The organism is Streptococcus sp. IsoGale021, from assembly GCF_031142795.1.
Lineage (GTDB): Bacteria > Bacillota > Bacilli > Lactobacillales > Streptococcaceae > Streptococcus > Streptococcus hominis.
Map to the genome: position 1 here is coordinate 132,121 of NZ_JAKZJH010000001.1, position 17,186 is coordinate 149,306.

The window sequence follows — 17,186 nt, forward strand, 5'->3', positions numbered from 1 at the left end:
TTTCCTCCTTTATTTATCGTTTTTTAATCCAAGACCGAGATCAGCAAGTTTTACTTTCACTTCTTCAAGACTCTTACGTCCTAGATTTCTTACTTTCATCATTTCAGGTTCAGTTTTTTCTGTCAAATCAAATACAGTATTGATACCAGCACGTTTCAAACAGTTGTACGAACGAACTGACAAATCTAATTCTTCAATTGTACGATCCAACACACGGTCATCTGAAACTTTTTCTGTTTCTTTCATCACATCAGTAGATTTTGCTACTTCAGTTAAGTTAGTAAACAGGTCTAAATGTTCCGTTAAAATGCGCGCAGAAAGACCTAGAGCATCTTCTGGAATAATCGTCCCATCTGTCATGATTTCAAGAGTTAATTTATCAAAACCATCATTGCTACCAACGCGAGCTGGTTCCACTTGATAATTAACTTTTTTAACCGGCGTATAGATTGAATCTACCGCAAGTGTTCCTACTGGTGCATCATCTTTTTTATTTTCATCAGCTGGTACATAACCACGACCTGTATTTACAGTCATAATAGCTTTTAAGCTAGCACCTTCACCAATTGTAAAGAGATAATGATCAGGGTTTACAATTTCAATATCACTATCTGTCAAAATATCACCAGCAGTGATTTCTGCAGGACCTTCAACATCAAGCTCAATTGTCTTTTCGTCTTCGACGTAAGATTTTACAGCAATCCCTTTGACGTTCAAAATAATCTGCATCACGTCTTCACGGACACCTGGAACTGTATCAAATTCGTGTAATACACCTTCAATATTGATAGATGTTACAGCAGCACCTGGTAGAGATGCAAGAAGTACACGACGAAGTGAGTTCCCAAGCGTTGTACCATAACCACGTTCTAGTGGTTCTACTACAAATATGCCGTAGTTTTTATTTTCATCAATTTTTATTATATTTGGTTTTTCAAACTCAATCATTTAGTTACTCCCTCTTAAACGAAAAGCAGTGTAATGGTTTATGATTATACACGGCGACGTTTTGGAGGACGAGCACCATTGTGTGGCACAGGAGTCACATCACGAATAGCTGTTACTTCAAGACCAGCGGCAGCAAGCGCACGAATAGCTGACTCACGACCAGAACCTGGACCTTTAACAGTAACTTCAACTGATTTAAGACCGTGTTCTTGTGCAGACTTTGCAGCAGCTTCAGATGCCATTTGGGCAGCAAATGGTGTAGATTTACGAGAACCTTTAAATCCAAGAGCTCCAGCAGATGACCAAGCAATTGCGTTACCATGCACATCAGTAATCATAACAATAGTGTTGTTAAATGTAGCGTGAATATGAGCAATACCAGATTCGATATTTTTCTTCACACGACGTTTACGTGTTGGTTTAGCCAAGACTTTTTACCTCCTTATATTATTTTTTCTTACCAGCAATCGCAACAGCTTTACCTTTACGAGTGCGAGCGTTGTTCTTAGTGTTTTGTCCACGTACAGGAAGTCCACGACGATGACGGATTCCACGATATGAACCAATTTCCATCAAACGTTTGATGTTTAAGTTTACTTCACGACGAAGGTCACCTTCAACTTTGATGGCATCCACTTCACGACGGATAGCGTCTTCTTGATCAGATGTTAAATCTTTCACACGAATATCTTCTGAAACTCCAGCAGCTGCTAAAATTTTCTTAGATGTTGGAAGACCAATACCGTATACATAAGTCAGTGAAACAACTACACGTTTGTCATTTGGAATATCAACTCCAGCAATACGAGCCATTTTTTCTCCTTTCTATTATCCTTGACGTTGTTTGTGTTTTGGATTTGCTGGGCAAATCACCATAACACGACCATTACGACGAATAACTTTGCAGTATTCGCAAATTGGTTTGACCGATGGTCTTACTTTCATTTCTTATCCCTCCAAGTATTTCGATTATTTAAAGCGGTAAGTGATCCGTCCACGTGTCAAATCATAAGGACTCATCTCGACAGTAACACGGTCTCCCGCTAAAATACGAATATAGTTTTTACGAATTTTACCAGAAACTGTTGCTAAAATCTGATGTCCATTTTCAAGTTCAACCGTAAACATTGCATTCGGCATTGTATCAACTACTTTGCCTTCAACTTCAATCACATCGTCTTTTGCCACGCAAAAGCACCCCCCTAAATTTCGATTCATTCCTCTGAGCACAGAGGTAACAATTATAAGCCAGACTAATTCATTGTATCACTACTTGTCAAATATTGCAAGTGTAAAAAACGCTTTTATTTTAACTTTAACAAGACTTTTTCAATGTCTTTAAATACATCATCAATTTCTTGATTTCCTTGAATATCATAAACCAAGCTTTGAGAACGATAGTGCTCAATAATTGGTGCTCCTTGAGCGATATTGACATCTAAACGGCGTTTCACGGTTTCTGGTTTATCATCCTCACGTTGGTAATAATCCTCTTCATTATAATCTGCTGGTGGATTGAAGACTTTATGAAAAGTTTCTCCCGTTTTTTTGTGAATAATCCGTCCGCTCAAGCGCTCTAGCAAGCTGTTAGGATCCACTTCGATATTGACAACCCCATCCAAAGCAAGACCAAGTTCAGCAAGTGTCTGATCCAGTGCGTGAGCTTGCTCAATGGTGCGTGGGTAGCCATCTAATAAAAAGCCTTTTTCTTTAATATCATCTTGTGCTAAACGTTCTTTGACAATTCCATTGGTCACTTCATCTGGCACTAATTCACCTTTGTCAATATATGATTTCGCAAGCACACCCATTTCAGTTTGGTTTGCCATGGCTGCACGGAACATATCCCCTGTTGAGATATGCGCAACACCAAATTCCTCCACGATTTTGGTCGCTTGAGTCCCCTTGCCTGCACCTGGCAAGCCCATAATCAAAAGATTCATGATCCTTCTCCTTTTTTGTTTTTAAATAAATCTATTACAAATTCTTAGTAAACTTGTTTAAAAACAAAATAGAAAGAGTGGGACAGACTTCAGAAAATCTATGATTTTCGATTTGCTCTCCCACCCCGCAACATAGTTGATTTAGGATGAAAACAAAAGCTCATTTTCATCATCAACCACTGCGTTCGTACTTTAACGCAAATTGCTTTTAAAGTATAGAATATCTTTCTTTACTCTGTTTCTATTCTGTTGTATTCATAAAGCCAGTATATTTTCTCTTCAGAAGGTAACCTTCAAGCTGTTTCATTCCTTCAATACCAGTTGCAATAATAATCAGCAAACTAGTACCACCTAAAGCAACAGCATCTGTCAATCCAAACAAATCTTTTGCTAAAATCGGTAAGATTGAAATAAAGCCTAAGAAAAGTGAACCAACTGTTGCTAAGCGACGAAGCAGCTTAGACATATATTCTTCTGTTCCTTTACCAGGACGTACACCATGAATATAAGCACCACTCTTTTGCAAATTCTCTGCAGTTTTCTCTGGATTGATTTGTACAAATGTATAGAAAAATGTAAACAAAATAATCAAGAGTGCGTACATCACAATTCCGCTTGCGGTTGTTGTCGCAAACAAGGACTGGGCCACTCGAACCCACTGTGTATTGTGACCTGTAGCTGTCAAAAATTGGAAAATAGCTGCAGGTGCGGCAGTAATCGAACTTGCAAAGATAACCGGAATAACACCTGCTGGATTGACCTTCAAAGGAAGGTATGAGCTAGAAGGCGCACCTTGCGCAATCTTTGTATACTGGATTGGAATTTTGTATTCTGCTTGTTGAACGAATGTTGTAAAGTAAACAATGAGCAAAACAGCTATAATCAGAATAGTCACAAAAATGATAGATGAAGTAATACGGCTACTTGGTACATTGACAAAGTAGTCTACATATATACTCTTAATCATTCCTGGAATTGCTGCTACGATACCTGCAAAGATAATCATAGAAACGCCATTACCATAGCCTTTATCCGTGATTTGTTCTCCTAACCAAGTCACAATCATAGAACCTGTTGTCAAAAGGAATCCAATCAGCAAATAAGTTTGCCAGTTAGGTGTTGCCACCAACTTAGCACTAGACAAGGTATGGAAACCTGCTGTAATACCGATAGATTGAACAAACGCCAAGACTAAGGCAATATAGCGCGTTGCTTGATTTAACTTTCTTCGTCCAACTTCACCTTGCTTGCCCCATTCTACAAACTTAGGTAAAATATCCATTTGTAGTAATTGAACAACAATAGAGGCGGTAATATACGGACTAACTCCCAATGCAAATACTGAGAAATTCCGCAAAGCATTACCTGACACAAGGCTGAGCATGTTTAGAAATGAAAGCCCGTTAAGAGCTTCCAAGCTTTTTGCATTAACACCTGGAACAGTAATCGTCGTGCCAATTCGAAATACTAATACAATAAAAATTGTAAAGAGAATTTTTGAACGAACCTGTTTGATTTTTAATGCTTCTTTTAATAGTTTAAAAAACATAGGTCACCTCGCTTAGATGACTTCCACTGAACCACCTTTAGCAGTGATAGCTTCTTCGGCTGATTTAGAGAATTTAGCTGCTTTCACAGTCAATTTCTTTGTCAATTCGCCGTTACCAAGAATCTTAACACCAGATTTTTCAGCTTTTACAATCCCTGCTTCGATAAGGACAACTGGAGTTACTTCTGCCCCGTCTTCAAAAATATTCAATTGATCAAGATTTACAATTGCATATTCTTTACGATTGATATTCAAGAAACCGCGTTTTGGCATACGACGGAACAATGGTGTTTGTCCACCTTCAAAACCAAGACGAACTTTACCACCACTACGAGCTTTTTGACCTTTTTGACCACGTCCAGCTGTTTTACCATTACCAGATGAAGTACCACGTCCAACACGGTTGCGGACTTTACGAGAACCTGTAGCAGGTTGTAATTCATGAAGTTTCATTATATTTTTTCTCCTCTTTTGTAAAATGCTAGCGCTCATACTGAGAAAAAGGTGTTCCCAGTATAAACTCGCCTATACATATATTTAGTTTAAGGGGCTGAGAAAATCCTCTCATCCCCTAGTTTATTTCAATTTAAAGTTTTGTTAGTAAAATGATTGCTTACTTAACTTCTTCAACAGTTACCAAGTGTGATACTGCTGTAATCATACCACGAACAGCAGCATTATCTTCTTTGATAACTGAGCTATTTAATTTGCCAAGTCCAAGTGCTACAACAGTTTTACGTTGTGACGGAATGCGTCCGATTGGAGACTTTGTCAAAGTGATTTTAATTTGAGCCATGTGAATCTCCTTTCTTATGCTAAGTCAGAAACTGAAATACCACGAAGGGCAGCAACTTCTTCAGCGCGTTTTAATTGTTTTAAACCTTCAACAGTTGCGCGAACGATGTTGATTGGAGTGTTAGAACCAAGTGATTTAGATGTTACATCTGCTACACCTGCCAATTCGATGACGGCACGAACAGCACCACCAGCAGCCACTCCAGCACCTTCTACAGCTGGTTTCAACAAGACACGAGCTCCACCAAATTCAGATGTTACTTCGTGTGGAATTGTTGTGCCAACCATTGGTACTTCAATTAGGTTTTTCTTTGCATCTTCAACGGCTTTGCGAATTGCTTCTGGTACTTCTTGAGCTTTACCAGTACCAAAGCCAACACGACCATTACGGTCACCAACAACTACAAGAGCTGCAAAACGAAGACGACGTCCACCTTTAACAACTTTTGTAACACGGTTAATCGCAACTACGCGTTCTTCAAGTTCAACTGCATTGTCTTTAAATGCCATTTTTTAGTGTCCTCCCTATTAGAATTTCAATCCGTTTTCACGAGCTGCATCAGCCAAAGCTTTTACACGTCCGTGATATAGATATCCACCGCGGTCAAACACCACTTCAGAAATACCTTTAGCAACTGCACGTTCAGCAACGAGTTTTCCAACAACAACGGCTTGTTCAGTCTTAGTTCCTTTTGAAACTTCTTTGTCAAGAGTTGAAGCGCTTGCGAGCGTTACACCCGCTACGTCATCAATTACTTGAGCGTAGATGCCTGTATTAGAACGAAAAACGTTCAAACGTGGGCGATCAGCAGTTCCAGAGAGTTTTCCGCGAACGCGACGATGGCGTTTTTGGCGGACTTTGTTTTTATCTGGTTTCGAAATCACAATTTTCACCTCTTAATTTTATTGTGTGCCTAAGCACAAAGTTGGAAATAATTATTTCGGTTGAAGAACAACCGTTTAACATTATTTACCTGTTTTACCTTCTTTACGGCGAACAAATTCACCAACGTAGCGGATACCTTTCCCTTTATATGGTTCAGGAGCACGCAAGCTACGGATATAAGCAGCAGTTTGTCCAACTACTTCTTTTGAGATTCCGTTCACAACAATAGTCGTTGGATTTGGAAGTTCAAAAGTAATACCTTCAGGAGCTTCCACTTCATCTGGATGAGATTTACCAACTGAAAGTACCAATTTTTTACCTTGAAGTTGAGCACGGTATCCAACCCCACGCATTTCAAGTTCTTTCTTGAATCCTTCTGATACACCATGAACCATGTTGTTCAAAAGAGCACGAGTTGTTCCGTGGATTGTTTTCATTTCTTTTGTATCGTTTGGACGGTGAAGAGTTACTTCAGTTCCTTCCACACGAATATCAATATCTTTAGAGAACGTACGAGTGAGTTCTCCTTTAGGTCCTTTTACAGTTACTACATTGTCTTTGTTTGTCAATTCGACACCCGCAGGCAATGCAATAACTTTATTACCAATACGTGACATGTTATTTTTTCTCCTGTTAAATTGTCAGGTCGTCCGAGGACGGCCAGTTTTCACGGGGGAACTATCATAGCAGTTTGTATGATAGTTCTAACGTTTTATTCAAATATATCATTCAAATCAGTTTTGCCAATCTGAACACGAGCTACGACCTGTGTGAAAAAGATAAATTTATCTTGAATGCGGGCATTCATCGCTAGATTCCCTATTTTCACTTTGTCCGTCATGCTCTTTGTATCATGCAATTACCAAACGTAGGCGATTACTTCCCCACCAACATTCTTTTGGCGTGCTTCTTTGTCAGTCAACAAGCCTTCAGATGTTGAGATAATCGCAATTCCAAGTCCATTCAAGACTTTTGGAAGATCTTCACATTTTTTGTAAACACGAAGTCCTGGTGTTGAAACACGTTTCAAACCAGTGATAACTTTTTCACCGTTTTGACCGTATTTAAGGAATACACGAATAACACCTTGTTTATCATCTTCAATGTACTCAACGTTCTTCACAAAACCTTCGCGTTTAAGGATTTCAGCAATCCCTTTTTTGATATTTGATGCAGGTACTTCTAGCACTTCATGTTTTGCTTGATTCGCATTACGAATACGTGTCAAAAAGTCTGCAATTGGGTCAGTCATAACCATTTTATTTTTCTCCTCTTACTAGTAGTTTGATAATTCACTTGCTAGTTAATGATTGAGCTAGGCTCATAAGTTTTGTTTATAGATTTCATTTCCTAGATAAGTCTAGGCATTCGCTCGTAGGCATAACTTGAGTTAAGTAAGAGCGAATAACAACGACTCATGACGAAAAGGAAACTATAATTACCAAGAAGCTTTGGTAACGCCCGGAATTTGTCCTTTGTATGCCAATTCACGGAAGCAAACACGGCAAAGTTTAAACTTGCGGTAAACTGAATGTGGACGACCACAACGTTCGCAACGAGTGTAAGCTTGCGTAGAGAACTTCGCAGGGCGTTTGTTCTTAGCAATCATTGATTTTTTAGCCAATTTATTTACCTCCTAGATTATTTTGCAAAAGGCATTCCAAGGCCTGTAAGCAATTCACGTGATTCTTCATCCGTGTTAGCAGTTGTTACAATAACAATGTCAAGACCGCGAGTCTTGTCAACATCATCAAAGTTGATTTCTGGGAAAATCAATTGTTCTTTCACACCAAGTGTGTAGTTCCCGCGTCCATCAAATGATTTTGTTGGAACACCGTGGAAGTCACGAACACGTGGAAGTGATACAGTAACCAATTTATCCAAGAATTCATACATGCGTTCACCACGAAGAGTTACCTTAGCACCGATCGCTACACCTTCACGAAGACGGAAGCCGGCGATAGATTTTTTAGCTTTAGTGATAAGTGGTTTTTGACCTGAGATAAGAGCAAGCTCTTCAGCAGCTTTTTCAAGATTTTTAGCATTTGAAACAGCGTCACCAACACCCATGTTCAAAACGATTTTATCCACTTTTGGCACAGCCATAACAGATGAGTAGTTGAACTTTTCAGTCAAAGCAGGAACTACTTCTTTAAGATATTTTTCTTTTAAACGATTTGCCATTATACTTCTCCTTTCCTTCGTGATTAGTCAAGCACTTCGCCTGATTTTTTATTGTAACGAACTTTTTTGCCGTCTACAAACTTGTAGCCAACACGTCCTGCAACACCATTTTTGTCAAGTACTTGAACGTTTGACACATGGATTGGTGCTTCTTTTTCCACGATAGCACCTTGAGGGTTTTCGTTATTAGGTTTTTGGTGTTTCTTGATGATATTTACACCTTCAACAACAACTTTATTTACTTTTGGAAGTGCGGCAACGACTTTGGCTTCAACACCTTTGTCTTTACCAGCAATCACGCGAACTTTGTCGCCAGTTTTTACAAACATTGGTTTCTCCTTTGATTTCTTACGCCCTGAAGGGCACCCTATCTGTCGAAGATAGGGGACTTAGTTTGTTTTTGATTAAAGTACTTCTGGAGCAAGTGAAACGATCTTCATGAATCCACCTTCACGCAATTCACGTGCAACTGGACCAAAGATACGTGTTCCGCGAGGAGTTTTATCATCACGGATAATCACTGCAGCATTTTCGTCAAATTTGATGTATGAACCATCTTTGCGACGAGCACCTGATTTAGTACGAACGATAACCGCTTTTACAACGTCACCTTTTTTAACCGCACCACCAGGAGTAGCTTGTTTTACAGATGCAACGATGACATCACCAATGCTAGCGAATTTACGCTTTGAACCACCAAGAACTTTGATTGTCAAGATTTCGCGGGCACCGCTGTTGTCAGCAACTTTCAAACGAGTTTCTGTTTGAATCATTTAAGTTTTCTCCTTTCTGGTTTGATTAGATGATAACTGCTTCTTCTACAACTTCTACAAGACGGAAGCGTTTTGTAGCTGAAAGCGGACGAGTTTCCATGATACGAACAATATCGCCTTCTTTAGCGATGTTATTTTCATCATGCGCTTTGTATTTTTTAGAGTAGTTAATACGCTTACCATAGACTGGGTGGTTACGTTTTGTTTCAACTACAACTGTGATTGTTTTATCCATCTTGTCAGAAACGACGCGTCCAACAAGCGTTTTACGTTGATTACGTTCCATTTTAGAATTTCTCCTTTCCCAAGTCTATTATTTCATTTCTGATTGAACAGTTTTGATACGAGCGATTTGCTTTTTCACTTCTTTCAAGCGTGCAGTTTGTTCTAATTGACCTGTTGCTGCTTGGAAACGAAGATCAAACAATTCTTTCTTCAATTCTCTTTCACGCTTCGCGAGTTCTTCTTGAGAAAGACCACGAAGTTCTTTAACAAATTCTTTTACTTCATTAAGTTTCATGCCTTCTCCTTATTCAGCTTCACGTTTCACGAATTTTGTTTTAACTGGTAATTTGTGGCTTGCAAGACGAAGCGCTTCACGAGCAACTTCCTCAGGCACACCAGCGATTTCAAACATCACTTTACCACGTTTAACTGGCGCAACCCAACCTTCTGGAGCACCTTTCCCAGATCCCATACGAACCCCGATAGCTTTGGCAGTGTATGATTTGTGTGGGAAGATTTTAATCCAAACTTTACCACCACGTTTCATGTAACGCGTCATAGCGATACGAGCAGCTTCGATTTGGCGGTTTGTGATCCAATGGCTAGTAGTCGCTTGAAGACCATATTCTCCAAATGCTACTTCTTTACCACCTTTAGCTTCACCGCGCATTTTACCACGAAATTCGCGACGGTGTTTAACACGTTTAGGTACTAACATTGGTTATTTACCTCCTTTAGTGTTTTTACGAGCTGGAAGAACTTCTCCGCGGTAAATCCAGACTTTAACACCAAGTTTACCGTAAGTAGTATCTGCTTCTTCCCAAGCGTAATCAATATCTGCACGAAGCGTATGAAGCGGAACAGTTCCTTCAGAATACCCTTCACTACGAGCGATATCAGCACCGTTCAAGCGGCCAGATACTTGAGTTTTAATTCCTTTAGCTCCCGCACGCATGGTACGTTGGATTGCTTGTTTTTGAGCACGACGGAAAGCAACACGTTGTTCTAATTGGCGAGCAATTCCTTCACCAACAAGATGAGCATCCAAATCTGGTGATTTGATTTCAATGATGTTGATGTGGACTTGTTTACTAGTCAATTTGTTAAGCTTTGCACGAAGTGCATCAACGTTTGCTCCACCTTTACCGATAACCATACCTGGTTTAGCAGTGTGAAGAGAAACGTTTACTTTATTTACTGCGCGTTCGATTTCAATAGTTGAAACAGCTGCGTCAGCTAATTCTTTTTGAACGAATTTACGGATTGCAAGATCTTCATGAAGGTAATCCGCGTATTCTTTTTCAGCATACCATTTGGCATCCCAGTCACGGATGATACCGACACGCATACCTATTGGATGTACTTTTTGACCCACGATTTTACCTCCTTATTTTTCTGCAACGACCACTGTGATGTGGCTAGTGCGTTTGTTGATTGGTGAAGCTGAACCTTTTGCACGTGGACGGAAACGTTTCATTGTTGGTCCTTCGTTTGCGTAAGCTTCAGATACTACCAAGTTTGCTTTTTCCAAACCAAAGTTGTTTTCTGCATTAGCGATTGCTGAGTTCAACACTTTTTCGATAATGCCAGCAGCTTTGTTTGGTGTGAATTTCAAGATTGCGATTGCGTCAGCGACGTCTTTCCCGCGGATATTGTCAAGAACTAGACGAGATTTACGAGGTGAAACGCGCACTGTACGAGCCATTGCTTTAGCTGAAGTAATTTCTGCCATGTTTTTCTCCTCTCTTATCTACGTGTTTTCTTGTCGTCAGCAGCGTGACCTTTGTAAGTACGAGTTGGTGCAAATTCACCAAGCTTGTGCCCTACCATGTCTTCTTGGATGTAAACAGGAACATGTTTACGTCCATCATAAACTGCAATTGTATATCCGATGAAACTTGGGAAAATCGTTGAACGACGTGACCAAGTTTTGATGACTTTTTTCTTTTCGTCGTTGGCTTGAGCTTCAACTTTTTTCATCAAATGCTCATCGACGAAAGGTCCTTTTTTAAGACTGCGTCCCATTTTTATGTTTTCTCCTTTAAAATATGTACCACAACGGCTTGCACTGACAATCAGCGCTACCGAGCTGGCGGATAGATTGTTTTAGATTATTTCTCGTTGCGACGACGAACGATAAGTTTGTCGGATTTCGCTTTCTTGTTACGAGTTTTAAGTCCAAGAGCAGGTTTGCCCCATGGAGTAGATGGTGCTTTACGACCAACTGGTGCTTTACCTTCACCACCACCGTGTGGGTGATCGTTCGGGTTCATTACAGAACCGCGGACTGTTGGGCGGATGCCTTTCCAACGGCTACGTCCAGCCTTACCAAGGTTAACCAATCCATGTTGTTCATTTCCAACAACACCGACAGTTGCACGGCAAGTTCCAAGAATCATGCGAACTTCGCCTGATTGCAAACGAACAAGAACATATTTGCCTTCTTGACCGAGCACTTGAGCAGAAGCTCCAGCAGCACGTACTAATTCACCACCATGTCCTGGTTTCAATTCAATATTATGAATCAATGTACCAACCGGGATATTAGCAAGTGGAAGAGCATTTCCGACTTTAATATCCGCTTCTGGTCCAGAAACGAGGCGTTGACCAACTTCAAGACCTTTAGGAGCGATGATATAAGCTTTCACACCGTCAGTGTAATGTACAAGAGCGATGTTTGCTGAACGATTTGGATCGTATTCAATTGTTTTAACAACTGCTTCAACACCGTCTTTGTTACGTTTGAAGTCAATCAAACGGTAATGGCGTTTGTGTCCACCACCTTGGTGACGAACAGTGATACGACCGTTGTTGTTACGACCAGCTTTGTTGTTCAAAGAAACAAGCAAAGTTTTTTCTGGAGTGCTCGTTGTGATTTCAGCGAAATCCAAAGAAGTCATATTACGGCGACCATTTGTAGTTGGTTTATAAACTCTGATTCCCACGATATTTCCTCCTTAGATTATTCTGCTTCAGCACCGAACAACTCGATTGCTTTTGAATCAGCTGTAAGAGTGATGATAGCTTTTTTAGTTTTGTTTGTAAAACCAGTATAACGCCCTACACGTTTTGCTTTTGGTTTTACATTGATCGTGTTCACATTTGCAACCTTCACTCCGTAAAAAGCAGCTTCAACCGCTTGTTTAATCAAAAGTTTATGAGCGCGAGTGTCCACTTCAAATACGTATTTGCCTTCTTCAAGAAGAGCCATTGTGCTTTCTGTGATGATAGGCTTTTTGATTACGTCATACAAATTCATTATGCAAGAACCTCCTCGATTGTAGAGATAGCTTCTTTAGTAACAAGAAGTTTGTCGCTATTTACGATATCAAGAACACTTGCAGTTGTTGCTGTTGCAACTTTCACATTTGGAAGGTTACGTGCTGAAAGTGCAGCAAATTCGTTTCCTTCTTCAAGAATTACAAGTACTTTTGAATCAATGCTAAGTGCAGCAAGTACTTTCGCAAACTCAGCAGTCTTTGGAGCTGTAAATGAAAGGCTGTCTACAGCTACGAATTTGTCCTCAGCAACTTTTTCAGAATAAACTGATTTAAGTGCCAATCTACGAACTTTTTGTGGAAGTTTGTAGGCGTATGAACGAGGAGTTGGACCAAATACGGTACCACCACCACGCCATTGTGGAGAGCGGATAGAACCTTGACGCGCACGTCCAGTTCCTTTTTGACGCCATGGTTTGCGTCCGCCACCTGATACTGCAGAGCGGTTTTTAACAGCGTGAGTTCCTTGACGAAGGCTTGCACGTTGACTGATAACAACATCAAATACAACTGATTCATTTGGCTCAATACCAAATACTGCATCGTTAAGAACTACTTCACCAGCTTCTTTACCAGTTTGGTCAAATAATTTTACGTTTGCCATTGTGACTGATTTCCCCTTTCTTTATTATTTACCAGCTTTAACTGCTGACTTGATAGTGATAAGAGATTTCTTAGCACCAGGCACGTTACCTTTGATGAGGATAACGTTTTTCTCTGGAACAACTTGTGCGATTTCAAGGTTTTGAATCGTTACACGGTTGCCACCCATGCGTCCTGCCAAGTGTTTGTTTTTGAAAACACGGTTAGGCGCAACTGGTCCCATAGAACCAGGACGACGGTGATAACGAGAACCGTGAGCCATTGGACCACGTGATTGGCCGTGGCGTTTGATAACACCTTGGAAACCTTTACCTTTTGAAGTTCCTGTTACATCAACAACATCGCCAGCTTCGAATGTATCCACTGTGATTTCTGCACCGACCTCTAAGCCTTCAATGTTTTTGAATTCACGAATGAAGCGCTTAGGAGCCGTGTTAGCTTTCGCTACATGTCCTTTAGCAGGTTTGTTGCTCAATACATCACGAAGATCGTCAAAACCGACTTGAACAGCGTTATAACCATCTGTTTCAACTGTTTTTACTTGAAGAACCACGTTTGGTGTTGCTTCAACAACAGTTACAGGGATCAATTCGCCAGCTTCAGTGAAGATTTGAGTCATTCCCACTTTTTTCCCTAAGATTCCTTTTGTCATGAGAAAATGTTTCCTTTTCTATATTTTTTCAAAAAGTTTTTAACGAGCGTTTTTTATGCTCAAGATTAAGATATTAAGGGCGTTAAGAGAGTCTGGCAAAAATAGGAAACTGACGCAGTGTTCGACAAACACTAGGAAGTTTATCTTTTTTGCAGAGCTCTTAGCCCGTATTCAGTTAAATCCGAATACTTTTATCTTGCATCTGATTAAAGTTTGATTTCCACGTTCACACCACTTGGAAGATCCAACTTCATCAAAGCATCAACTGTTTTTTGAGTTGGGTTGATGATGTCAATCAAGCGTTTGTGTGTACGCATTTCAAATTGTTCGCGAGAATCTTTGTATTTATGAGTCGCACGAATGATTGTGTAGAGGCTACGCTCAGTTGGAAGCGGGATTGGTCCTGCAACTTCTGCACCTGTACGAGTAGCAGTTTCTACGATTTTTGCAGCCGCTGTATCAAGCGTACGGTGTTCGTACGCTTTCAAACGGATACGGATTTTTTTGTTTGCCATCTTGTTCTCCTTTTCGTCTATTTAAGATAATAGGCTAGCTCCACAAGAAAACCGAGACGCCATTGCGTGGCAATGCAACCGAGCGTGTCGCAACCTCTTGCATCAAAGCTACAGACTGTTTTTTCACAGCACCATAATAGAATAACACAAAGATTCACTGATTGCAAGGGATTTGATAATTTTTTTGAGATTTCTTTGACAAAAAGAGACTTTACAAGGCAAAAAACGAATTTAGCTCGGCGAAGGATAAAAAACAAGAGAAGACTTACTAATTTCTCTTGTTCATATTTTCTAAATAATGAGTATTGAATATTATTTTTTGTCTTGCTTTATTGGTACTATTGAAACACCCCAAGCAACAATCGCTCCGTAGATAGTGGATAACAGTCTATTTGCTACGTAGAGCAAGTCTCCTTTTCCCATAATCGCAACAATCAGTAATGTTAAAACTGCAATTCTCGCTAAGAAAGGAGGTAAGGCAACCGATTTGCTAACATATAGAGTTCCAAGAATAGCTAACATTAACAGACAGAACAATGTTATCTTACTTGGGATGAAATGATAACAGCAAATCAAAAGAACAGCCGCTAGACCACCTATCAAAGTTGCTAAAATCCGATAATATCCACTCTTTTTGCTGGTCAGACCCTCTTCCTGTACACACAGCAAAGTCGAAAAAGAAGCTGATAAAATACCTAAAAAAGGAATGAGCCAGGCACTCACAATACAAAACATAACTGAGACAACGATTTTAAAATCGAGTGAATTTAATTTCATTTTTATCTCCTTGATTATTTGTTCTAATTGTAACACTAAACCAATCAATCGCAAAGAGCATTTTCTAAACAAAAACACCACTAACATAATGTAGTGGCATTTGGGAGATTATGAAAAAGAAAAGTTTTAGGATAAATATAGAATAACTTTTCAACCTTAAAACTAGCTTAACGTAACTTTATCTTTTAAAATAGAGATTTTTTAACTTTAAAAGTATTTCCCGATTGACAAATCAATATATCTGCAAGGTCGTGATAAGGTCTATAATAACGCTCATATTGCTCACGACGTGCTTGGTGCGTTCTCTCAATCCACTCAGGCTGCCGATTACGTACGGCTACATCACGGGACAAGCGGCGCTCTAATTCCGTCGCTGCATCGGTGTAAAAACAAATGGACAAATCAAACAACTCTTTCGGCAGAAAAGCAACTGACATGCCTTCCACAATTAGAATTGATTTTTCCACTGAAAGTCGTTGACTTGGTTCCCAAGGCTGATCAATCGTCACTATATCACAGCCAGATTGCAAGGCTCTTATATCACGTTCCAAGCTCTTCAATTCATGAGCCACTGGAAGACAGGCTGTCACTTTTTGCTCAGGAAAGTCTTTAACCGCCAGCAAGTCACGATATTCCCCGTCTATTATATAAGGATCAGCTACAAGCAGATTAACTCGCTCTCGCCCCAGACTTTCTACTAAACGTTTGGCAAAAGTAGATTTTCCAGAAGCACCGTGTCCGTAAATCGCAAGCGTATGTTTTTTCCCATCCAGCAAATAATTCTTGACTACTTCTACTAACGACTTCTCACCGTGATTCATCTAGAAATTCCTCTTTGAATGATTGTAACCATAGCGCTCGATGAAATCTTCACGAAATTCAAGCAAATTGTCATCTAGAATGGCTTGGCGGACATTTTTCATCAGATTGATGAGGAAATAGAGATTGTGATAGCTGGTCAGACGGAGTCCAAAGGTTTCATCAGCCTTAAGCAAATGCCGAAGATACGCGCGCGTATAGTTTTTGCAGGTGTAGCAATCACAGTTATGATCTAGCGGTGTGAAATCCTCTGCAAATTGAGCATTTTTCACGACCAAACGCCCTTCACTGGTCATACAAGTGCCATTTCTGGCAATTCGTGTCGGCAGCACGCAGTCAAACATATCCACACCACGTATTACCCCGTCAATCAGGCTGTCTGGCGCTCCAACTCCCATGAGGTAGCGAGGCTTGTTTTCAGGCAGCATCGGAGTTGTGAAGTCCAATACGGCATTCATCTCTTCATGAGATTCACCCACAGCTAGTCCACCAATGGAATAGCCTGGAAAATCCATGCTGACCAAATCCTGAGCTGACTGGCGACGCAAATCTTCAAAACCAGCACCCTGCACAATCCCAAAGAGACCCTGGTCATGCGGACGGCGATGTGCTTTGAGTCCACGCTCTGCCCAGCGGCTAGTCCGCTCAATGGACTTTTTCACATAATCGTACGGTTGATAGAACTGCGGGCATTCATCAAAAGACATCATGATGTCACTGCCTAGATTGTTTTGAATAGAAATGGCCTTTTCTGGGGAGAGAAACATTTTTGCGCCGTTCAGATGATTCTTGAAAGTCACCCCTTCTTCGGTGATGTTGCGGCTGTCTGCCAGAGAATACACCTGAAAACCACCGCTGTCTGTCAGAATAGCCTGATCCCAGTTCATAAATTTATGAAGCCCACCAGCATGCGCAATCAGCTCATCACCCGGCCGCAACCAGAGATGGTAGGTATTAGATAAAATAATCCCTGAACCCATTTCTTTGAGTTCCTCTGGAGACTGCGTTTTTACAGTTGCCTGAGTTCCTACGGGCATAAACATGGGAGTTGGAAAAATGCCATGCGGCGTGATAATTTCTCCCAAACGAGCACCTGTGTGCTTCTCTTTTTTAATCAAACGATATTGAATCGGTGAATCTGACATTTTTACCTCCGATACTGGGAAAAACAGTCCCAGACCTTCATTTTACAGTGTGTGAGTTCATTTGACTCACAACATCCTGTATGATTTTATCAAA

General features: G+C 40.3%; 32 protein-coding genes. All 32 read right to left on the bottom strand.

The window, feature by feature from the left end; translation table 11 throughout:
• Positions 1 to 9: 9 nt before the first annotated feature.
• The 32 genes from RG565_RS00650 to tgt all read right to left on the bottom strand — a co-directional run bounded on the left by RG565_RS00650 (position 10) and on the right by tgt (position 17,092).
• Positions 10 to 948 carry a DNA-directed RNA polymerase subunit alpha gene (locus RG565_RS00650; protein WP_247936843.1) on the bottom strand — a complete coding sequence of 313 codons (939 nt, stop codon included), beginning with the start codon at positions 946 to 948 and terminating at the stop codon, positions 10 to 12.
• A 44-nt stretch (positions 949 to 992) separates the two neighbouring features.
• Positions 993 to 1,376 (bottom strand): 30S ribosomal protein S11, encoded by a 384-nt coding sequence (rpsK, locus tag RG565_RS00655; RefSeq protein WP_001118385.1) that lies wholly within the window; start codon positions 1,374 to 1,376, stop codon positions 993 to 995.
• A 19-nt stretch (positions 1,377 to 1,395) separates the two neighbouring features.
• Positions 1,396 to 1,761, bottom strand: a complete 366-nt coding sequence (gene rpsM, locus RG565_RS00660; RefSeq protein WP_002262317.1) for a 30S ribosomal protein S13 — start codon at positions 1,759 to 1,761, stop codon at positions 1,396 to 1,398.
• Between the two features lie 15 nt (positions 1,762 to 1,776).
• Entirely contained in the window at positions 1,777 to 1,893 is a 117-nt protein-coding gene (rpmJ, locus tag RG565_RS00665) for a 50S ribosomal protein L36 (RefSeq protein ID WP_001808836.1), read from the bottom strand.
• A 24-nt stretch (positions 1,894 to 1,917) separates the two neighbouring features.
• Positions 1,918 to 2,136: a translation initiation factor IF-1 gene (infA, locus tag RG565_RS00670; RefSeq protein ID WP_001029883.1), complete on the bottom strand. Its 219-nt coding sequence runs from the start codon at positions 2,134 to 2,136 to the stop codon at positions 1,918 to 1,920.
• A 116-nt stretch (positions 2,137 to 2,252) separates the two neighbouring features.
• Positions 2,253 to 2,891 carry an adenylate kinase gene (locus RG565_RS00675; RefSeq protein ID WP_003029467.1) on the bottom strand — a complete coding sequence of 213 codons (639 nt, stop codon included), beginning with the start codon at positions 2,889 to 2,891 and terminating at the stop codon, positions 2,253 to 2,255.
• A gap of 241 nt (positions 2,892 to 3,132) precedes the next feature.
• Complete coding sequence (secY, locus tag RG565_RS00680; protein ID WP_059221599.1) at positions 3,133 to 4,440, bottom strand: preprotein translocase subunit SecY; 1,308 nt, start codon at positions 4,438 to 4,440, stop codon at positions 3,133 to 3,135.
• 12 nt (positions 4,441 to 4,452) lie between these two features.
• Positions 4,453 to 4,893: a 50S ribosomal protein L15 gene (gene rplO / locus RG565_RS00685; protein WP_003029470.1), complete on the bottom strand. Its 441-nt coding sequence runs from the start codon at positions 4,891 to 4,893 to the stop codon at positions 4,453 to 4,455.
• Positions 4,894 to 5,053: 160 nt separating this feature from the next.
• Positions 5,054 to 5,236: a 50S ribosomal protein L30 gene (gene rpmD, locus RG565_RS00690; RefSeq protein WP_003029471.1), complete on the bottom strand. Its 183-nt coding sequence runs from the start codon at positions 5,234 to 5,236 to the stop codon at positions 5,054 to 5,056.
• A 14-nt stretch (positions 5,237 to 5,250) separates the two neighbouring features.
• A complete protein-coding gene (rpsE, locus tag RG565_RS00695) occupies positions 5,251 to 5,745 on the bottom strand; it encodes a 30S ribosomal protein S5 (protein ID WP_003029472.1) in 495 nt (164 codons plus the stop codon).
• An 18-nt stretch (positions 5,746 to 5,763) separates the two neighbouring features.
• Positions 5,764 to 6,120, bottom strand: coding sequence for a 50S ribosomal protein L18 (gene rplR / locus RG565_RS00700; protein ID WP_003040651.1), 357 nt, complete (start codon positions 6,118 to 6,120; stop codon positions 5,764 to 5,766).
• 81 nt (positions 6,121 to 6,201) lie between these two features.
• Positions 6,202 to 6,738, bottom strand: coding sequence for a 50S ribosomal protein L6 (gene rplF, locus RG565_RS00705; protein ID WP_021002170.1), 537 nt, complete (start codon positions 6,736 to 6,738; stop codon positions 6,202 to 6,204).
• A 95-nt stretch (positions 6,739 to 6,833) separates the two neighbouring features.
• Positions 6,834 to 6,962, bottom strand: a complete 129-nt coding sequence (locus RG565_RS00710; RefSeq protein WP_268732146.1) for a hypothetical protein — start codon at positions 6,960 to 6,962, stop codon at positions 6,834 to 6,836.
• 18 nt (positions 6,963 to 6,980) lie between these two features.
• The gene (gene rpsH / locus RG565_RS00715; protein WP_003026535.1) at positions 6,981 to 7,379 is read right to left on the bottom strand and encodes a 30S ribosomal protein S8; all 399 of its coding nucleotides are present in this window, start codon (positions 7,377 to 7,379) and stop codon (positions 6,981 to 6,983) included.
• 180 nt (positions 7,380 to 7,559) lie between these two features.
• Positions 7,560 to 7,745, bottom strand: coding sequence for a type Z 30S ribosomal protein S14 (locus RG565_RS00720; RefSeq protein WP_001085699.1), 186 nt, complete (start codon positions 7,743 to 7,745; stop codon positions 7,560 to 7,562).
• A gap of 17 nt (positions 7,746 to 7,762) precedes the next feature.
• A complete protein-coding gene (gene rplE, locus RG565_RS00725) occupies positions 7,763 to 8,305 on the bottom strand; it encodes a 50S ribosomal protein L5 (protein WP_003040778.1) in 543 nt (180 codons plus the stop codon).
• A 23-nt stretch (positions 8,306 to 8,328) separates the two neighbouring features.
• Positions 8,329 to 8,634 carry a 50S ribosomal protein L24 gene (gene rplX / locus RG565_RS00730; protein ID WP_003026539.1) on the bottom strand — a complete coding sequence of 102 codons (306 nt, stop codon included), beginning with the start codon at positions 8,632 to 8,634 and terminating at the stop codon, positions 8,329 to 8,331.
• Between the two features lie 75 nt (positions 8,635 to 8,709).
• Positions 8,710 to 9,078 carry a 50S ribosomal protein L14 gene (gene rplN / locus RG565_RS00735; RefSeq protein ID WP_003026541.1) on the bottom strand — a complete coding sequence of 123 codons (369 nt, stop codon included), beginning with the start codon at positions 9,076 to 9,078 and terminating at the stop codon, positions 8,710 to 8,712.
• A 25-nt stretch (positions 9,079 to 9,103) separates the two neighbouring features.
• Positions 9,104 to 9,364, bottom strand: coding sequence for a 30S ribosomal protein S17 (rpsQ, locus tag RG565_RS00740; protein WP_003026542.1), 261 nt, complete (start codon positions 9,362 to 9,364; stop codon positions 9,104 to 9,106).
• A gap of 27 nt (positions 9,365 to 9,391) precedes the next feature.
• Entirely contained in the window at positions 9,392 to 9,598 is a 207-nt protein-coding gene (gene rpmC / locus RG565_RS00745; protein WP_003029476.1) for a 50S ribosomal protein L29, read from the bottom strand.
• A gap of 9 nt (positions 9,599 to 9,607) precedes the next feature.
• Positions 9,608 to 10,021: a 50S ribosomal protein L16 gene (gene rplP / locus RG565_RS00750; RefSeq protein WP_003029477.1), complete on the bottom strand. Its 414-nt coding sequence runs from the start codon at positions 10,019 to 10,021 to the stop codon at positions 9,608 to 9,610.
• Positions 10,022 to 10,024: 3 nt separating this feature from the next.
• Positions 10,025 to 10,678, bottom strand: coding sequence for a 30S ribosomal protein S3 (gene rpsC, locus RG565_RS00755; protein ID WP_003029478.1), 654 nt, complete (start codon positions 10,676 to 10,678; stop codon positions 10,025 to 10,027).
• Between the two features lie 12 nt (positions 10,679 to 10,690).
• Positions 10,691 to 11,035 carry a 50S ribosomal protein L22 gene (rplV, locus tag RG565_RS00760; RefSeq protein ID WP_003026550.1) on the bottom strand — a complete coding sequence of 115 codons (345 nt, stop codon included), beginning with the start codon at positions 11,033 to 11,035 and terminating at the stop codon, positions 10,691 to 10,693.
• A 14-nt stretch (positions 11,036 to 11,049) separates the two neighbouring features.
• Positions 11,050 to 11,328 (bottom strand): 30S ribosomal protein S19, encoded by a 279-nt coding sequence (gene rpsS, locus RG565_RS00765; protein ID WP_000533765.1) that lies wholly within the window; start codon positions 11,326 to 11,328, stop codon positions 11,050 to 11,052.
• A gap of 86 nt (positions 11,329 to 11,414) precedes the next feature.
• Positions 11,415 to 12,248 (bottom strand): 50S ribosomal protein L2, encoded by an 834-nt coding sequence (rplB, locus tag RG565_RS00770; RefSeq protein WP_003031126.1) that lies wholly within the window; start codon positions 12,246 to 12,248, stop codon positions 11,415 to 11,417.
• Between the two features lie 17 nt (positions 12,249 to 12,265).
• Positions 12,266 to 12,562, bottom strand: a complete 297-nt coding sequence (locus RG565_RS00775) for a 50S ribosomal protein L23 (RefSeq protein ID WP_247936844.1) — start codon at positions 12,560 to 12,562, stop codon at positions 12,266 to 12,268.
• On the bottom strand, positions 12,562 to 13,185 hold the full coding sequence (gene rplD, locus RG565_RS00780; RefSeq protein ID WP_037598474.1) for a 50S ribosomal protein L4: 624 nt from the start codon (positions 13,183 to 13,185) through the stop codon (positions 12,562 to 12,564). The genes RG565_RS00775 and rplD overlap by 1 nt, the downstream gene beginning before the upstream one ends.
• Positions 13,186 to 13,209: 24 nt before the next feature.
• Positions 13,210 to 13,836 (bottom strand): 50S ribosomal protein L3, encoded by a 627-nt coding sequence (gene rplC, locus RG565_RS00785; protein WP_003026558.1) that lies wholly within the window; start codon positions 13,834 to 13,836, stop codon positions 13,210 to 13,212.
• Positions 13,837 to 14,042: 206 nt separating this feature from the next.
• Positions 14,043 to 14,351, bottom strand: a complete 309-nt coding sequence (gene rpsJ, locus RG565_RS00790; protein ID WP_002894478.1) for a 30S ribosomal protein S10 — start codon at positions 14,349 to 14,351, stop codon at positions 14,043 to 14,045.
• 312 nt (positions 14,352 to 14,663) lie between these two features.
• On the bottom strand, positions 14,664 to 15,128 hold the full coding sequence (locus tag RG565_RS00795) for an aromatic acid exporter family protein (protein ID WP_247936845.1): 465 nt from the start codon (positions 15,126 to 15,128) through the stop codon (positions 14,664 to 14,666).
• Between the two features lie 185 nt (positions 15,129 to 15,313).
• Positions 15,314 to 15,949 carry a uridine kinase gene (locus RG565_RS00800; RefSeq protein WP_247936846.1) on the bottom strand — a complete coding sequence of 212 codons (636 nt, stop codon included), beginning with the start codon at positions 15,947 to 15,949 and terminating at the stop codon, positions 15,314 to 15,316.
• Positions 15,950 to 17,092, bottom strand: a complete 1,143-nt coding sequence (tgt, locus tag RG565_RS00805; protein WP_059221600.1) for a tRNA guanosine(34) transglycosylase Tgt — start codon at positions 17,090 to 17,092, stop codon at positions 15,950 to 15,952.
• Between the last annotated feature and the right edge of the window lie 94 nt (positions 17,093 to 17,186).

Excerpts from the sequence above, each read along its gene's own strand:
- secY (WP_059221599.1), bottom strand. The coding sequence starts at position 4,440 with ATGTTTTTTAAACTATTAAAAGAAGCATTAAAAATCAAACAGGTTCGT.
- tgt (WP_059221600.1), bottom strand. The coding sequence starts at position 17,092 with ATGTCAGATTCACCGATTCAATATCGTTTGATTAAAAAAGAGAAGCAC.
- RG565_RS00650 (WP_247936843.1), bottom strand. The coding sequence starts at position 948 with ATGATTGAGTTTGAAAAACCAAATATAATAAAAATTGATGAAAATAAA.
- rplD (WP_037598474.1), bottom strand. The coding sequence starts at position 13,185 with ATGGCAAACGTAAAATTATTTGACCAAACTGGTAAAGAAGCTGGTGAA.
- rplO (WP_003029470.1), bottom strand. The coding sequence starts at position 4,893 with ATGAAACTTCATGAATTACAACCTGCTACAGGTTCTCGTAAAGTCCGC.
- rplN (WP_003026541.1), bottom strand. The coding sequence starts at position 9,078 with ATGATTCAAACAGAAACTCGTTTGAAAGTTGCTGACAACAGCGGTGCC.
- rpsS (WP_000533765.1), bottom strand. The coding sequence starts at position 11,328 with ATGGGACGCAGTCTTAAAAAAGGACCTTTCGTCGATGAGCATTTGATG.
- RG565_RS00795 (WP_247936845.1), bottom strand. The coding sequence starts at position 15,128 with ATGAAATTAAATTCACTCGATTTTAAAATCGTTGTCTCAGTTATGTTT.
- rplC (WP_003026558.1), bottom strand. The coding sequence starts at position 13,836 with ATGACAAAAGGAATCTTAGGGAAAAAAGTGGGAATGACTCAAATCTTC.
- rpsM (WP_002262317.1), bottom strand. The coding sequence starts at position 1,761 with ATGGCTCGTATTGCTGGAGTTGATATTCCAAATGACAAACGTGTAGTT.
- rpsE (WP_003029472.1), bottom strand. The coding sequence starts at position 5,745 with ATGGCATTTAAAGACAATGCAGTTGAACTTGAAGAACGCGTAGTTGCG.
- RG565_RS00775 (WP_247936844.1), bottom strand. The coding sequence starts at position 12,562 with ATGAATTTGTATGACGTAATCAAAAAGCCTATCATCACAGAAAGCACA.
- RG565_RS00800 (WP_247936846.1), bottom strand. The coding sequence starts at position 15,949 with ATGAATCACGGTGAGAAGTCGTTAGTAGAAGTAGTCAAGAATTATTTG.
- rpsQ (WP_003026542.1), bottom strand. The coding sequence starts at position 9,364 with ATGGAACGTAATCAACGTAAAACGCTTGTTGGACGCGTCGTTTCTGAC.
- rpmJ (WP_001808836.1), bottom strand. The coding sequence starts at position 1,893 with ATGAAAGTAAGACCATCGGTCAAACCAATTTGCGAATACTGCAAAGTT.
- rpsJ (WP_002894478.1), bottom strand. The coding sequence starts at position 14,351 with ATGGCAAACAAAAAAATCCGTATCCGTTTGAAAGCGTACGAACACCGT.
- rpsH (WP_003026535.1), bottom strand. The coding sequence starts at position 7,379 with ATGGTTATGACTGACCCAATTGCAGACTTTTTGACACGTATTCGTAAT.
- rplF (WP_021002170.1), bottom strand. The coding sequence starts at position 6,738 with ATGTCACGTATTGGTAATAAAGTTATTGCATTGCCTGCGGGTGTCGAA.
- RG565_RS00675 (WP_003029467.1), bottom strand. The coding sequence starts at position 2,891 with ATGAATCTTTTGATTATGGGCTTGCCAGGTGCAGGCAAGGGGACTCAA.
- rplV (WP_003026550.1), bottom strand. The coding sequence starts at position 11,035 with ATGGCAGAAATTACTTCAGCTAAAGCAATGGCTCGTACAGTGCGCGTT.
- RG565_RS00710 (WP_268732146.1), bottom strand. The coding sequence starts at position 6,962 with ATGACGGACAAAGTGAAAATAGGGAATCTAGCGATGAATGCCCGCATT.
- rpmD (WP_003029471.1), bottom strand. The coding sequence starts at position 5,236 with ATGGCTCAAATTAAAATCACTTTGACAAAGTCTCCAATCGGACGCATT.
- rplE (WP_003040778.1), bottom strand. The coding sequence starts at position 8,305 with ATGGCAAATCGTTTAAAAGAAAAATATCTTAAAGAAGTAGTTCCTGCT.
- rpmC (WP_003029476.1), bottom strand. The coding sequence starts at position 9,598 with ATGAAACTTAATGAAGTAAAAGAATTTGTTAAAGAACTTCGTGGTCTT.
- rplX (WP_003026539.1), bottom strand. The coding sequence starts at position 8,634 with ATGTTTGTAAAAACTGGCGACAAAGTTCGCGTGATTGCTGGTAAAGAC.
- rplP (WP_003029477.1), bottom strand. The coding sequence starts at position 10,021 with ATGTTAGTACCTAAACGTGTTAAACACCGTCGCGAATTTCGTGGTAAA.